We start from the raw sequence: 13,328 nt of genomic DNA, 5'->3' as shown, positions 1-13,328 counted from the left end.
GCTTCGGCGCGATGCCAAGAGCGAGGTGGGTGGCCGAGACTGGCCGCCCACGCGCCTTCGCTCTGTTTTGCAATCAGTCATTCGTTGGCGATTTCCGATAACGCCATTCGCGTGCATCGCCTGATCGGCGTCGAAATTTCTCCCAATCCCGCGATTTCAGCCAAGCACCGACGCGCATCTGGTCGCCCTTGGTCCATTTCGCGGGCTCGATGACGAGGGCGCCTTCGAGGATTTCGCCCACGGAGACATCACGGATCGGCTCCGGCCGTTCCACCTCTTCCTCCTGCCAGTCGTCCCAACCGGCATGGCCGCGATTGACGCTGCGGGTCTCGTGGGTCAGCCAGCGGTCGATACGGGCGTCCCAGGCATCGGCCTGATAGCGCGCCTCCTGCGCGGCGGCGGCATCGGCGAGGATTGCCGGATCCTCGATCCACCAGATCGCGCCCTCCCGGAAGCGGTGGACCGCTTCGGCCCAGAGCTGGTCGCGATCACGCGCCAGCGCGGCGATGTCGATGGTCCCGCAGCGCAGCGGCCAGAAGCGGCGGTTGCCGGTCTCGTCGCGCAGATAGGTGTCGGGATTGACCGTGCCGGCGAAGACGCATTGGCGCGGCACCTCGACGGTGTAGCGGCCATAGGGCGGGCGGAAGCGGTCGGTGGTGCGCGTGAGAAATGCCTTGATGCGTGAGACCTCAGCGCGGCCGATGGCGTCGAGCTCGGCGATCTCCACGATCCAGACGCCCTGCATGTGGATGGCGGCATCCTTGGACCCAAGCTCGGGCAATTCGTCGGTAAACCAGTCCTCTCCTGCCAGGACCTTCAGCGCCGTCGATTTGCGCGCGCCCTGCGGGCCTTCGAGGATCAGCATGTGGTCGGCCTTGACGCCGGGGCGGAAGATGCGGGCGACCGCCGAGATCAGCCAGAGCGCACCGACGGTATGGTGGAACGCGGTGGGCTCGGCGCCGAGATAGCGGCTGCTCCAGGTCTCGATCCGGGGCGTCCCGTCCCAGCGCAGATGATCCAGCCTATCGCGGACCGGATGGAGGCGCAGCTCGCGGGCGACGGCGCCGACGGCACGGCTTACGACCACCGGCGCCACGTTGAGGCCGCGCAGCTGCAGCCATTCGGCGGTGCGGATGTCGTCGGCATCCTCCCACGGGCGGGGAAAGGTGCTGGACGCATCGTCCCATGGCAACGGCTGGCGCACGACGATCTCCTGCGCGAAGTCGTCGAAGGCCAGCACGCCTGCGAATACCGCATCCGAGTTCAGCGCGATGATGACATTGGCTTCGTTGCGCTCGGGCGTGCCGGCAAGGTCCTGGCACAACCTGCCGAACCATGCAGGCTTGACGATCCGCGCATGGGGATCGCCGGTGGCATTCACCCGGCGGCGCAGTTCCACCAGCTGCTTTTCGAGAATCGAGACGGCGATGCCGGTGGCGGTCTTGATCCGGGCAAGGATCTGGCGTTCGGGCAGCGGGTCGAGTCGGGCCAGCGCGAGGCGGCCGAGCAAGCTGGAGAGCGCCTCGAGTTCGGGCGGATTGGTCAGCGCCTCGGTGGCAGCGACAAGTGCCGCAAAATCGTTATCCACCGCGAGAGCGGTCGCGGTGGCCGCGCCCTCTGCCGGCGCGGCCGACCCGCCTGCATAATCCTCGGGCCGCGTCCCGCGCATCAGATCGTCGTTGAAATCGTCCCCGTGGAGCGGCAACACGATCTCGTTCGGGATGTCGGCGCGGTTCAGCCGGTCCGACAGCGTGGCCGCCGCCTGACGCCCGGCATCGCCCGCATCGGCGAAGATGGTGACGCGCATCGCACCCTCGGGCCACTGGAACCGGGCCAGACCATCGGCCGACAGCGCGGCCCAGACCGGCGTGCCGAACAGGACATGCGCTGCGAGCGCGGTCTCGATCCCCTCGGTCACGCCGAGGTGGCCATCCTCCGACATGGCAAACAGCCGAACCGCGGCCTCCGCGACCGAACCCAGCATCTTCTTGCCGGCGGAGGCTTTGGCGCTGCCGTCATCGAGCAGAAAGGTGCGGTGGATGCCCGGCGCGCGATCGCCGTTCGCGAACCGCGCGAGCGCGATCAGCCCCGGCCAGCCGCGCCGGCTGTCGAAATCCGGCAGGTCGGGGTGAAATAGCAGATCGGGCGAGCCCGGGTCTGACAGCCCGCGCGCGCGCAGATAGGTCTCGCCCACAGTGCCGACCAACGGGACCGCGCCCGCAAGCAGCCGGGCGATCTCGAGCGCGGGATCGCGCTTCAAGGGAGGCGGCACCGGCGGCGCACGGCGCTCTGGTGCGCCGGGCGTGACGCCTGCGATGTCCGCCGCCTCGGCGATCAGGGCGCGGCCCTCGAGCCCGGTCGCCTCCTCGATGGCGCTGATCGGGCCGCCGCCCTGATTGCCGTCGAACTCGATCCAGTCGCCGGCATGCGGCCCGCGCAGCGTGATGACGCAGGAACCCGTCTTGCGCGGCGCATCGCCCCGGATATTGGCCAGCCGCCACTCGTCGCCCGACCGGCGCCCACGTGGGAAGAGAAGCGGCACCCAATTCTCTGCGGTGTCACGCAGCCGCTGGACGATCAGGTCCAGATCGTAGCGATCCGGCTGCGACGGCCGGACGTCGTTGAGATCGATGACCGTGGCGCTCACTGGAACGCCTCCGGATTCAATACCTGCATGGGGCGCTCCTTGCTCGACGGTGACATCACGCCAGCAGCACGAGCCCGCGCTCGGCCCGGGTGATCGCGGTATAGAGCCAGCGGCGGCGGTCGAGATCGCTGCGCCCGAGCCCGTCGTCCCAGACGATGACATTCTCCCATTGCGAGCCCTGCGCCTTGTGGGCGGTGATCGCCCAGCCGAAGGTCGCCTCGGTCAACAGCCGCTTCTCCCGGTAATCGCGGTCGTGGCGCCTGGCGTCATAGGCGAAGTGATCCTCGAAATGGCCCTTGTAGATGCGCAGGCGTCCGGGGCGGCCATCGCTGTCGAGGGGGGCAACGCGGCGGCCGTCCTCGTCATGCACCACGGCCGAGAAGTAGAGGCTGCCCTCGTCGACGATATCCTCCAGCGTCAGGAACATGCCGTTGATCAACCCGAGGGCATTGTCGTTCTTGAGGCAGATGATCTTTTCCGCGGCGCCCGTGGGCAGCCAGGTGCCCCCGAACCCGGCGGCCGCACGCATGGCGTTGTTGATCTGCAACCGCGTTGCGTTCAGCCCGCAAATCAGCTGGCCGCCGCGCAGCGCCTGTTCCGGGGTGATGTCGCCCTTGCGCAGCTTGGCGACATAGGTGTCGTAGCTGCCGAACCCGATGGGCTCGCCCATCCGCGCCATGGTGGCGAGCCGGATGATCGCGCTCTCGGCCGCCTGCCGATGGATTTGGGTCAGCATCACGTCGGGCGCGTCGCGGGTGAAGGCGCCTTCGCCCTTGATCGGCGGCAACTGGCCCGGATCGCCGAGAACGAGGATCGGCTTGCCGAAGCTCATCAGGTCGCGCGCCATCTCCTCGCCGACCATGGAGACCTCGTCGAGCACGATCAGCTTGGCCTCGGCGGCATCGCTCTGCGAGTTCAGGGCGAAGCGCGGATGTTTCATCGCCGAGAGCGCCTGGCGCATTGCCTCGATCGTGGCCTCGGCGGTGGTGCGTTCGAAGCCGGTCAGACGCCGGGCGGCAGCCTCGGCCTCCTGTACCTTCTTCGCTGCCGCCTCGATCTCCTCCTCGGTCGCCTCGATCACCGAATAGATCAGGCTGTGGATGGTGCGGGCGGGCGTGCCCTTGCGAGTCAGCACCAGCGCGGCCTTGCCGGTGAAGGTGGCGGTGACCACGCCCGGCATGCAATTGCCGTCCCTGCCGCCGCGATGGGGCGAGAGGCCGAGCTCGTCGAGGGCGAATTTCAGCACCGTGGATTTTCCGCTGCCGGCATAGCCGAACAGCCGGAACACCTGCTGCTGCTCGCTGCGGGTTTCGCACCAGTCCCTGATCGCGGCGATGGCGGCGGCCTGTGCGGCCGAGGGTGTGAATTCACTCATGTCCTTGCACCTCGACGGTATAATCCTTGACCACGCCACCGCGGGTCGGATCGCCGACCTCGCATTGCCGCACGAAGACGCGCCGGCCATCCGCCAGCTGGCGCCAGTGACCGCGCCGCAGATGCCAGCGTGGGCTGGCATGACTGCCGCCCTGCGGCGGGATGGCGGCGCGCAGCCGGGCCAGATCGATGGCGACCTGATGCCAGAACCAGCCACGCACGCCCTCGCGCGTCAGGCGGGAGCGCTTCGCCACTGATACCTTCTGGTCGCGGATGTCCGGCGCTGCGCCGAGAATGGTCAGCGCCCGCCAGACGATCCCGGCGGCGACCTCTCCGTGGCCGCGGATGGTCTGGTCTGCCCGCTCGGCCGGGTTGCCCTCGATCTCGGCCATGCCGTCCGGATGCAACCAGACCCGCACCAGGCAGTCGGTCCAGCCGCGCGGCGCCCGCCTGTGCATCAGGAACACGGCCTCCACGATGTCGCCGTTCTGGCGGGCACAGACGATGAGGCCGGAGGGTGCCGGTCGCTGCTCTCGCACCTCGAAGATCACCGCCGGATGCGGCAGGCGGACCGGCCCCGAGAGCACGCTCGTCATCGCCTGATCGACGGCATCGCTGTCGAAGGCGGCCTGATCGTCGAAGGAATAGATCGGCGCGAACTCGGCCGCCTCGAGCAGGTCGGACGACCAGAAGCACGCGCGCTGCGTGCGCAGGATGCGTTTCAACTCGTATGCATCGGGGATCATCACCGGGGCTCCGCCCGTTTGCGGCTGAAACGCTCTACCGGAGCGTTTCCGGGACGCCGCTCACCCCAGCACCGTTTCGCCCATGCACAGGGCGCGTGCCATTTGCCCCCCGCCATGCCGCCGCGGCAGACGACGGCCGTCGGCTCGGTGGCGGCGCGCGGCAGCCAGTCTCGGGCATCGGAGGCGCGCACCACGGCGACGGCGCGGTCCGACATTTCCTGCGCGAGCCGGGCGTCGAACGGTACAAGCTCGCTGTGCAACTCCATCGTGTCGCGGTTCAGCGCGGTGAAGAGCGCCGGGGCCGGCAGTTCCATGTAGGCCTGATAGAGCGCAATCTGGGCGGCATAGACCGGCCGCGCGAGGCTCACGCCGCGCTTGACCACGTCCTTCCAGCTGGCCGCGCCGAGTGCCTTGTTCTCCCAGAGCGCGGGATAGTCCATCGCGACGGGGCCCGACACGAGGCAGCCGTCGATATGGCCCTTGAAGCGCCCGCCGAGGGCTTCGAAGCCGAACTGGCGGCCGTCCGGGCGCTCGGTGCGCAGGTCGAACCCGGCGATCCGGAACCAGCCCGCGACGATGTCCTCGGCCCGGTGGCCCGCCTCGAAGATGCGCAGCGTGCGCGGCGCGAACTCCTGGCCCTCGTCCTTGGGCACCGCGAGGAAGTCGTACTGGATCTGGCGCAGGCAGTCGCGCCCGAGACCCGAGGAACTGACATAGGTCCGGGGCCGTTCGCTGCGGTTGCGCGCCACGAGGGCGGTGTCGATGGCGGCCGAGATGGCTTCGACAATCGGCGCGCGCGGTGGGGCGGCGCCATACAGGCAACCAGACTTGTGGTTCAGGTCAATCATGGCGCGCCCCTCAGAATGGCAGAGGGTCGTCGAGGGCGGTGCCGGTGCGTTCCTTGCGCGCGGCCTGGTCCTGCATGCTGTCGATGTAGCCGGTGACCGCCGCCTCGATCAGGCGGTCGATCTCGGCGGCGCTGCGGTCGAAGAAAGGCGCCATGAGCCCGAGATCATTGAGCGTTTCGGCGAACAGTCTCCGCGCATCTCGGATCGCCTGTGCCTCGCGGGCGGTCTTGTCGATCATGCCGTTGTTCCTCTGGGCAATTGCGCTGCCCGCGTCCTGACAGCGGCGCGAGCAGAAGCGGTGATGGGGGTGGCGATCCCAACGGAGGCCGTGGCAGTAGCCGAAGCCGCGCGCCTCGCGGGCGCAGACGGCGCAGAGCGCTACCCGAGCAAGAAGGTCGCGATCGGGTCCTCGGGCGGCCAACCCGCCCTCTGGAGCTTTTCGGTCTGGAGCACGATCCAGCGCGAGATCGCCGCCGTGGCCATGGCTTCGAGGTCGACGAGGCTGAGGCTTGCGATGGGCTGATGCAGTCTTCCTCGAGCCTCGAGCCATCTTCCGATCTCCAGCGCGGCCCCGCGCGTTACCTCCGCCTGCCACCGGTCTGCCTCGCTCGGCGGGCGCGAAGCCTTGTCGGACTTCCGCGCCCGCCTTCTGGGTCGTGCCTCAGCCATTGAGCCAGGCGGGCATGTTGGGCATTCCCGCTGCTGCGGGTGCTGGCTGCGGCGACGCGGGGGGCACTGGGGCCGAGGCTGGCGTCTGGGCGGCCGGGGCGGTCTGCGCGCCCCACTCCGGGGCGGCGGGTGCCGGCTGCGCCGTGCCCCATGCCGGTGCCGGCGCCTGCCAGCCCGGCGGCGTGGTGCTCGCGGCCTTGCGCGGCGGGGCGTTGACGGGATCGGGCGGCACGGTTTCGCCGCGCATGATCGGCCCGTGCTGCGGCTCGTCGGGCAGAACGACATTGGCGATGCGGTTCTGGTCGCGATACTGCGGGTTGGAGGCGGGCTCCACCATGATCCGGGCGGCAAAGGTGATGCCGTCAAGCTGCTTGAGACCGGGCAGCACCCGCTTGGCCTTGGTGGCAGGGCTTTCGTCCCTCGGATCCAGCCCGAGAGCGCTGTCGACCATGGCGCGAAAGGTGGACTTCGAAATCTTCCAGCCGATCGACTGGCCCTTCTCGTCGACCTTGCCGCCGGCCACGGTGAAGCTCTGCCAGAACTTGCGCCGGGCGTGCGGACCATCGGCCACGGTGAATTCGCAGTCGAGCATCTTCGCGTCGCTGGATTGCGAGGCTTTCAGCAACCACGCATCCATCGGGGTCGCACCATTCACCCCACCCGGGCGGATGGTCAGCCGCACCCTGGCGAAGGTGCCGTCCGGGATCAGCTCGCCGATCGGGGCCATCTGCGGCTGGGCGTCATTCAAATCGTAGCTCATGTCATAGGTCCTTTCGTGAGATCAGGAGGCGAATGCGGGTTGGGTTGGGGCGCGGCCGTCGATGCGGGCGAGCAATTCGCCAAGATCGGGCGGCTCGGTCATGTCGAGGCGACCGGAGCGGTCCTTGGCCGGCAGGCCCCAGGGATTGCCGGAACGGCAGACGAGGCGGCGTTCGGTGCCGGTGCCGTCGAGAAGCCAGTCACCTTCCGCGTCTGGGGCGAACAGCTGCATCGAGACCACCTGATCGACGATGCCGGGCAGTTCCCGGCCCGCCTTGCTGCCCTCCATCTGCGGCTGCCAGGTGACTGTGCCGAACTCGTCGGTGACCTTTTCCAGCACGCCGACGAAGATCACCGTCTTGCCGCGGGCGTGTTGGAGGTGCTTCAGCGCTTGGATCACCTCGCGGCCCAGCAATCCGTAGGCGCCGCGCACGTCCGGCTTGCCGGTCCGGTCGGAGAAGGCTTCCGGCTGCTGGCGGGCATAGGCCATGGCCTGGCGCGTCAGGTCGGTGATCGAGTCGACGAAAACGATGCGCTTCGACGCGAGGAACGCCTCGATGCCGCTGTCGCGGTGCTGCGCCTGCAGCCAGGCATGGCGCTCGGTGCCGTACCAGGACTGCGGGTGCTGGGCCGGGTCCGCTCCGCCGATCAGCACGACCAGATCGCGGAAGTCGGTGAAGCTGCGCACCGGGATCGAGGCCCCGCGCCAGTCCTGCACCGATTTCATGCCGGCTTCGAGATCGAGGCAGACGGTCTCCTCCGCGGGCAGCGTCTTCAGAAGGGTGGTCTTGCCGACGCCGGGCGGGCCGAAGATGGCGAGGGAGGTCTTGTTCTCGGCGGCCGAGAGCCGTTCGTCGGCGGTGATGATGCGAAAGGCCATGGGGTTCTCCGGGGTGTGAATTCAGGGTGCGCGGCGGCGGGGGTGACCGGGTGCCGAAGGGGAACCTGCCCGGCGTTGCCGACCGGGCGTCCCGCCGCCGCGCGTCACCGGACTCGAGCCTCGAGCCGGAAGACGGGTTTGCCGGTGGTCTCGCTGCGCGCGTCCGCGAAGCCCTCGCGCATCGCCGCTGGCCAGGCGCCGTAGCGCAGCTCGGGCACGCGGTAGGCGATCTCGAGATACTCGGTCGGATCGTCGCCGGCGGCGCGGATGCGCTCGGCCATGACGGCGAGCCGATCCTGATCCCACGACACCTTCTTCGGCAGGTCCGCGACGATCACGACGCCCTCGTCCTCGACCCGCACGGTGCCGCTGGTCTTGCCCTGCGCGGCCCGCTCGGTCGCGGCGGCCGCCTCGTAGCGCTGCGCGATCCCGGCCTCGAGTCGGTCCCGCAGCCGCTTCACGCGGGCGGTCTCGGTGTGCGACGTCGTCTGCAGGTCCAGCAACATGTCGGGCGGCAGGGCCGCGATATCGCCAAGGGCGAAGCGTTCGAGATCGTCGAAACGGGGAGCGTTGTCGGGGTGCGGCATGACGGGGTCTCCGTTGGAAGGCATTGGCAGAGCCATCACGCGGCGCGCTCTTCGAGGAGCAGCGCCGAGAGCGAGGTAGCGGCGGCCTTGGGTCTGGGTCGGGCGACGGCGATGTAGGCAAAGCGGTCGGGGCCCACGCGCTCCTGCACGAGGTGTACGAGGCCCTTCTCGAAGGCGCCCCGTGCGGCCTGACCGAGATCGGCGAGCTGGCGGCGCTCAGACTCCAGCAAGGTCGAAATCACCGCCGTGACGTCGATCCCCAGAAAGCCGCGGTGATACTCGAGCCGAGCGCCAGCCTCGGCCTGTGCGATCCAGGCGTAGAGCTCGACCTCGGTGAGCTTCGGCATCGCCACAGGGGCGCGGACAGGGATCGCGGCGACCATCAGCATACTCGTGCGGCCCGCGCCGGGTCCCCGGTCAGACGGCGGGGCGTGTGGCCAGCGCGCGCGACGGCGTCGCTGATCTTCAGCGCACGCTGGAGCTGGCTCTGCTCGAAGGCTTCGACGTCGCCGAGCCGGTAGAGCACGCGCCCGCCAAGCTTGAGGAAGGCCGGTCCCTGGCCGCCGTAGCGCCAGCGTTCCAGCGTCCGGTGGGAAATGCCCCAGCGCCGGGCCAACTCCTTCTGGTTCAGGCAATGCCTCTGCAGCATCGGTGTCTCCTCGTGTTCGTCGTTGAGGAGAAGATGCCGGATCGCGCTGTGGGATGTCGTCAGGATCGTCGGGGGATGCGGAGGGGGATCGGGAACTCCTTGCGGGACAGGGCTCCAGCCGCGGGCAGGGCGCCCTCATCCCCCACCATCCCCCACTCATCCCCCTCGCGCGCCCACGGCGGAGCCGCGGAGAGGGCCTCAGTCGAGGTTCAGCCGGTAGCCGCCCCGGCCATCCGAACGGATCAGGGAACGCCAGTTCGCCTGCGACTTGAAGACATCCGCCATGCGCAGGCTGCGCGAGCCGGCGCCGGAAAGGATGACCTTGCCGTTCTGCCAGGACTCGCCGCGACCCGCGGCCTCATGCAGGGCGCGAACTACTTCGGCCTGGATCGGTCCGAGCTTGAAGCGGTGGCCGTTGCAGTGAACCTCCTGATAGTCGGCCGAGGCGATCAGGACGCGCTCTTCCTCCTGCTCGACAGCGGCAGAGAAACCGGTCTGGATCTCGAACCGATCGCGTTCTTCGCGCCTCAGCAGCAGATCCCCGATGAGCACCAGGACCGGCGCGACCTCGCCCCGGAGCGTGGCGTGGTCGGCCTTCGGCGTGCGGAAGTGACTGAGGTGGACCTCGCCGCAACGGAAAAGCTGGTGGACGTCGTGGGCGTGCAGGTCGAGCAGGCCGCTGTATCGCGCCTGCTCCCGGGGGATCCGGACAGGCTCGCCGTCCACGGTCTCCTCGAAGGCGCCGAACTCGATGTGGACCCTGTAGACCCGCACCGAGAGGCGCAGCCTGTCGTTCTCCGCAAGGTAGATGAGGTCGGAATCGGAGATGGACCAGCGCTCGAGGATCTCGGGAAGCGTGAAATAGAGCTTGTCGATGTGCATCTGCTCCCCTTCGGTCCTTGCACCACATGTTCCGGTTGTGTTCTAACCCGCTTGACGTGCTCTCATCAATCCTGTCTGATCCAACATTATCCGCAGGCAGGTGAGACACGATGCCCGAGCACCATACGCTCGCCGACCGCCTCAGGGCGCGCGCCGCGCAGCTGGGCCTCGCTCCCGCTCATGTCGCGGAGATGGCCGGGGTGAACCGCTCCTTCGTCTACGACATCCTGCGCGGACGCTCGGCGCGTCCCGGTCTCGACCGTCTCGCCGGGATCGCCCGTGTGCTGAAGGTGGATCGGGACTGGCTGATCCACGGCATCGGCGAGGTGGAGGGCGCCTCACCCTTCGTCGAGAATCCCGACGACGCCTTCGTGGCGATCGCGCATGCCACGCCCCGCCCTTCGATGGGGGGCGGTGCGGTCGTGACCGAGGACGGCGATACGCCAGGCCGGGCGTATCACTTCCGCCGGTCCTGGATCCGGCACAACCTCAGGTCCACCCCGTCCCAGTTGCGCATCATGCATGTGCAGGGCGACAGCATGGCGCCCACGTTGCTGAGCGGCGACACGGTGCTGGTAGACATGACACGCCGAGCCCCCAACCCGCCGGGCATCTTCGTACTGGACGACGGCATGGGGCTGGTGGCCAAGCGGCTCGAGCACATCCCGAACAGCGACCCGCCCCGCGTGCGCATCATCTCCGACAATCCTCACTACAGCCCCTATGAATGCACCTCCGAAGAGGTCAACATCATCGGACGGGTCCGCTGGTATGGCCGGGAAATCTGAGCGCCCACGGCGGACATCGGCCGCCGGAGGGGGTGAATGAGGTCACAGGCCGAGAACCCGACCGAGGTCCTCGCCGGGCTCGTGGAGCGGGTGACCTACCACAGCAGCGAGAACGGATTCTGCGTGCTGCGCGTGAAGGCACGGGGGCATCGGGACCTCGTCACGACGGTCGGACACGCCGCGATGATCTCGGCCGGCGAGTGGATCACCGCCTCCGGGAGCTGGCTGAACGACCGCAATCACGGCCTGCAGTTCAAGGCGCATTTCCTGAAGACATCGGCGCCGTCGACCATCGAGGGGATCGAGAAGTACCTCGGCTCGGGCATGATCCGCGGGATCGGACCGGTCTACGCGCGGCGACTGGTGAAGCAGTTCGGGACAGACGTCTTCGACATCATCGAGGCGACCCCCGAGCGGCTGCGCGAAGTCGAGGGCATCGGCCCCGTACGTGCCGCGAGGATCACGTCAGGCTGGGCGGACCAGAAGACCATCCGGGAGATCATGGTATTCCTCCACCAGCATGGCGTGGGCACCGCGCGCGCCGTGCGGATCTTCAAGACCTACGGCACGGATGCCGTGCAGGTCATGAGCGAGAATCCCTACCAGCTGGCCAGGGACATCCGCGGCATCGGGTTTCGGACGGCTGACACGATCGCCGAGAAGCTCGGCATCGAGAAGAGCGCGATGATCAGGGTGCGCGCCGGGATTTCCTACGCGCTGACCGAGGCCATGGGAGACGGCCATTGCGGCCTGCCCCGCGCAGAGCTGATCGGCCTGGCAGAGAAGCTTCTCGAAGTCCCCGCGCCGCTGATCGAGAGCGCCCTGCTCGAGGAACTCGCCGAAGAGACGGTCACGGCCGACAGGGTCGGGGAAGCGGACTGCATCTTCCTGACGGGGCTCTACCTCGCCGAACGTGGGATTGCCGAGCAGCTGAAGCGGATCGGCACCGGCCGGTTGTCGTGGACAAAGATCGATACCGATAAGGCGCTTCCGTGGATCGAACAGAAGACCGGTCTCACACTCGCAGCCAGCCAGGCCGAGGCGATCCGGCTGGCGCTGCGGTCCAAGGCCATGGTGATCACCGGCGGTCCCGGCGTCGGCAAGACAACCATCGTGAATTCCATCCTGCGCATCCTGGCGGCGAAAGGCGTCAGGCTCCTGCTCTGCGCGCCCACAGGCCGAGCGGCCAGGCGCATGACGGAAGCCACCGGCATGGAGGCCAAGACCATCCATCGGCTGCTCGAGTTTGACCCGAAGGCGTTCGGCTTCAAGCGGGACCAGGACAACCCGCTCGACTGCGATCTGCTGGTGATCGACGAAAGCTCGATGGTGGATGTGATGCTGATGCAATCGCTCCTGAAGGCTGTGCCGAGCAATGCCGCGCTTCTGATCGTGGGCGACATCGACCAGCTGCCCTCCGTCGGCCCCGGCCAGGTCCTGGCGGATATCATCGCCTCGGGCGCGGTGCCGGTGGTGCGGCTGACCGAGGTGTTCCGCCAGGCGGCCCAGAGCAAGATCATCACGACGGCGCATGCCATCAATGCCGGGCACATGCCGGATCTGTCACCCCCAGGTGATGCGGCGGATTTCTATTTCGTCCCGGCGGCGGATCCGGAAGAGGCCGTCGCCCGGATCGTCGAGCTCGTCGCCAGACGCATCCCGCGCCGCTTCGGCTTCGATCCGATCAGGGATATCCAGGTCCTGTGCCCCATGAACCGTGGTGGCGTGGGCGCCCGTTCCCTCAACATCGAGTTGCAGGCGGCCCTGAACCCGGCGGGCGACAAGCGTGTCGAGCGATTTGGCTGGACCTTCGCGCCGGGCGACAAGGTCATGCAGATCGAGAACGACTACGACAAGGACGTCTACAACGGGGACATCGGCATGATCGACGATGTCGACCTCGACGAGGGCGAACTCTCCGTGGATTTCGACGGTCGCGCAGTGACCTTCGCCTTTGGCGAGCTCGACACGCTGGTGCCAGCCTATGCGGCCACCATCCACAAGAGCCAGGGATCGGAATACCCGGCCGTGGTCATCCCGGTCATGACGCAGCACTACGCCATGCTGCAGCGCAACCTGATCTATACCGGCGTCACGCGCGGCAAGAAGCTCGTGGTGCTGGTCGGCCAGAAGAAGGCGGTGGCGATCGCCGTGAAAAACGTGTCGGGGCGGCGGCGCTGGTCAAAGCTCGATGAATGGCTGGCGTCGGATGACCGCCAGTCCGGCACCGGCGGGGATCGTTAGCGGGCTACCGGGGAACTCGCCGGAAGTCGCCGTCTCCCACCAGCTGCGAGGGCTTGCGCAGAACTCCCATAACGCATTGATCTCGATTGTTTCGGCGCGTCGCGTGGCTAGCGTTTCTCTCATGCGAAACGCTCTGAAATACCCACGGATGGGCTCAAATCCCCTGCTGCCTGACCGGATGACCGCCACTGAACGCCGCGCGGAGCTTTGCGGCCTGCTGGCGCTCGGCCTCGTTCGGTTGCGGTTGCGGGAGAC

14 protein-coding genes are annotated in these 13,328 nt (G+C 68.0%); 3 read left to right on the top strand and 11 right to left on the bottom strand.

Annotated features, from left to right (window positions below):
- Positions 1–73: 73 nt before the first annotated feature.
- The 5 genes from B0A89_RS12770 to B0A89_RS15000 are packed head-to-tail and all read right to left on the bottom strand — an operon-like array spanning position 74 to position 5,853.
- On the bottom strand, positions 74–2,647 hold the full coding sequence (locus B0A89_RS12770; protein ID WP_240558556.1) for a VapE domain-containing protein: 2,574 nt from the start codon (positions 2,645–2,647) through the stop codon (positions 74–76).
- Positions 2,648–2,702: 55 nt separating this feature from the next.
- Positions 2,703–4,022 carry an ATP-dependent DNA helicase gene (locus tag B0A89_RS12765; protein WP_085378425.1) on the bottom strand — a complete coding sequence of 440 codons (1,320 nt, stop codon included), beginning with the start codon at positions 4,020–4,022 and terminating at the stop codon, positions 2,703–2,705.
- The gene (locus B0A89_RS12760; RefSeq protein WP_085378424.1) at positions 4,015–4,767 is read right to left on the bottom strand and encodes a hypothetical protein; all 753 of its coding nucleotides are present in this window, start codon (positions 4,765–4,767) and stop codon (positions 4,015–4,017) included. Before B0A89_RS12760 ends, B0A89_RS12765 begins: the two co-directional genes overlap by 8 nt.
- Positions 4,767–5,615, bottom strand: coding sequence for a hypothetical protein (locus tag B0A89_RS15230; RefSeq protein ID WP_085378423.1), 849 nt, complete (start codon positions 5,613–5,615; stop codon positions 4,767–4,769). The genes B0A89_RS12760 and B0A89_RS15230 overlap by 1 nt, the downstream gene beginning before the upstream one ends.
- A gap of 10 nt (positions 5,616–5,625) precedes the next feature.
- On the bottom strand, positions 5,626–5,853 hold the full coding sequence (locus tag B0A89_RS15000) for a DUF6511 domain-containing protein (protein ID WP_205949751.1): 228 nt from the start codon (positions 5,851–5,853) through the stop codon (positions 5,626–5,628).
- A gap of 63 nt (positions 5,854–5,916) precedes the next feature.
- Between B0A89_RS15000 and B0A89_RS14995 the strand changes: the two genes are divergently transcribed.
- The gene (locus B0A89_RS14995; protein WP_205949750.1) at positions 5,917–6,138 is read left to right on the top strand and encodes a hypothetical protein; all 222 of its coding nucleotides are present in this window, start codon (positions 5,917–5,919) and stop codon (positions 6,136–6,138) included.
- Between the two features lie 138 nt (positions 6,139–6,276).
- Here the strand turns inward: B0A89_RS14995 and B0A89_RS12740 are convergent, their stop codons facing one another.
- The 6 genes from B0A89_RS12740 to B0A89_RS12715 all read right to left on the bottom strand — a co-directional run bounded on the left by B0A89_RS12740 (position 6,277) and on the right by B0A89_RS12715 (position 10,041).
- Positions 6,277–7,044: a hypothetical protein gene (locus B0A89_RS12740; protein ID WP_085378421.1), complete on the bottom strand. Its 768-nt coding sequence runs from the start codon at positions 7,042–7,044 to the stop codon at positions 6,277–6,279.
- Between the two features lie 21 nt (positions 7,045–7,065).
- On the bottom strand, positions 7,066–7,923 hold the full coding sequence (locus B0A89_RS12735; protein WP_085378420.1) for an ATP-binding protein: 858 nt from the start codon (positions 7,921–7,923) through the stop codon (positions 7,066–7,068).
- A 104-nt stretch (positions 7,924–8,027) separates the two neighbouring features.
- A complete protein-coding gene (locus B0A89_RS12730) occupies positions 8,028–8,510 on the bottom strand; it encodes a hypothetical protein (RefSeq protein ID WP_085378419.1) in 483 nt (160 codons plus the stop codon).
- A 35-nt stretch (positions 8,511–8,545) separates the two neighbouring features.
- On the bottom strand, positions 8,546–8,899 hold the full coding sequence (locus tag B0A89_RS12725; protein WP_085378418.1) for a hypothetical protein: 354 nt from the start codon (positions 8,897–8,899) through the stop codon (positions 8,546–8,548).
- Positions 8,893–9,159: a helix-turn-helix transcriptional regulator gene (locus tag B0A89_RS12720; protein WP_085378417.1), complete on the bottom strand. Its 267-nt coding sequence runs from the start codon at positions 9,157–9,159 to the stop codon at positions 8,893–8,895. Before B0A89_RS12720 ends, B0A89_RS12725 begins: the two co-directional genes overlap by 7 nt.
- 198 nt (positions 9,160–9,357) lie before the next feature.
- Positions 9,358–10,041 (bottom strand): hypothetical protein, encoded by a 684-nt coding sequence (locus B0A89_RS12715; protein WP_085378416.1) that lies wholly within the window; start codon positions 10,039–10,041, stop codon positions 9,358–9,360.
- A gap of 110 nt (positions 10,042–10,151) precedes the next feature.
- Here B0A89_RS12715 and B0A89_RS12710 point away from each other — a divergent pair, with 110 nt between their 5' ends.
- On the top strand, positions 10,152–10,829 hold the full coding sequence (locus B0A89_RS12710; protein WP_085378415.1) for an XRE family transcriptional regulator: 678 nt from the start codon (positions 10,152–10,154) through the stop codon (positions 10,827–10,829).
- A gap of 36 nt (positions 10,830–10,865) precedes the next feature.
- Positions 10,866–13,073: an SF1B family DNA helicase RecD2 gene (recD2, locus tag B0A89_RS12705; protein WP_085378414.1), complete on the top strand. Its 2,208-nt coding sequence runs from the start codon at positions 10,866–10,868 to the stop codon at positions 13,071–13,073.
- Positions 13,074–13,328: the final 255 nt, after the last annotated feature.

The sequence above is a fragment of the Paracoccus contaminans genome, assembly GCF_002105555.1.
Classification (GTDB): domain Bacteria; phylum Pseudomonadota; class Alphaproteobacteria; order Rhodobacterales; family Rhodobacteraceae; genus Paracoccus; species Paracoccus contaminans.
Note: the sequence above shows the minus strand (reverse complement) of the source record. Positions and strands in the feature narration are given on the sequence as shown.

Coding starts and splice junctions, on each gene's coding strand:
- B0A89_RS12765 (WP_085378425.1), bottom strand. CDS start 4,022: ATGAGTGAATTCACACCCTCGGCCGCACAGGCCGCCGCCATCGCCGCG.
- B0A89_RS12760 (WP_085378424.1), bottom strand. CDS start 4,767: ATGATCCCCGATGCATACGAGTTGAAACGCATCCTGCGCACGCAGCGC.
- B0A89_RS15230 (WP_085378423.1), bottom strand. CDS start 5,615: ATGATTGACCTGAACCACAAGTCTGGTTGCCTGTATGGCGCCGCCCCA.
- B0A89_RS15000 (WP_205949751.1), bottom strand. CDS start 5,853: ATGATCGACAAGACCGCCCGCGAGGCACAGGCGATCCGAGATGCGCGG.
- B0A89_RS14995 (WP_205949750.1), top strand. CDS start 5,917: ATGGGGGTGGCGATCCCAACGGAGGCCGTGGCAGTAGCCGAAGCCGCG.
- B0A89_RS12740 (WP_085378421.1), bottom strand. CDS start 7,044: ATGAGCTACGATTTGAATGACGCCCAGCCGCAGATGGCCCCGATCGGC.
- B0A89_RS12735 (WP_085378420.1), bottom strand. CDS start 7,923: ATGGCCTTTCGCATCATCACCGCCGACGAACGGCTCTCGGCCGCCGAG.
- B0A89_RS12730 (WP_085378419.1), bottom strand. CDS start 8,510: ATGCCGCACCCCGACAACGCTCCCCGTTTCGACGATCTCGAACGCTTC.
- B0A89_RS12725 (WP_085378418.1), bottom strand. CDS start 8,899: ATGCTGATGGTCGCCGCGATCCCTGTCCGCGCCCCTGTGGCGATGCCG.
- B0A89_RS12720 (WP_085378417.1), bottom strand. CDS start 9,159: ATGCTGCAGAGGCATTGCCTGAACCAGAAGGAGTTGGCCCGGCGCTGG.
- B0A89_RS12715 (WP_085378416.1), bottom strand. CDS start 10,041: ATGCACATCGACAAGCTCTATTTCACGCTTCCCGAGATCCTCGAGCGC.
- B0A89_RS12710 (WP_085378415.1), top strand. CDS start 10,152: ATGCCCGAGCACCATACGCTCGCCGACCGCCTCAGGGCGCGCGCCGCG.
- recD2 (WP_085378414.1), top strand. CDS start 10,866: ATGAGGTCACAGGCCGAGAACCCGACCGAGGTCCTCGCCGGGCTCGTG.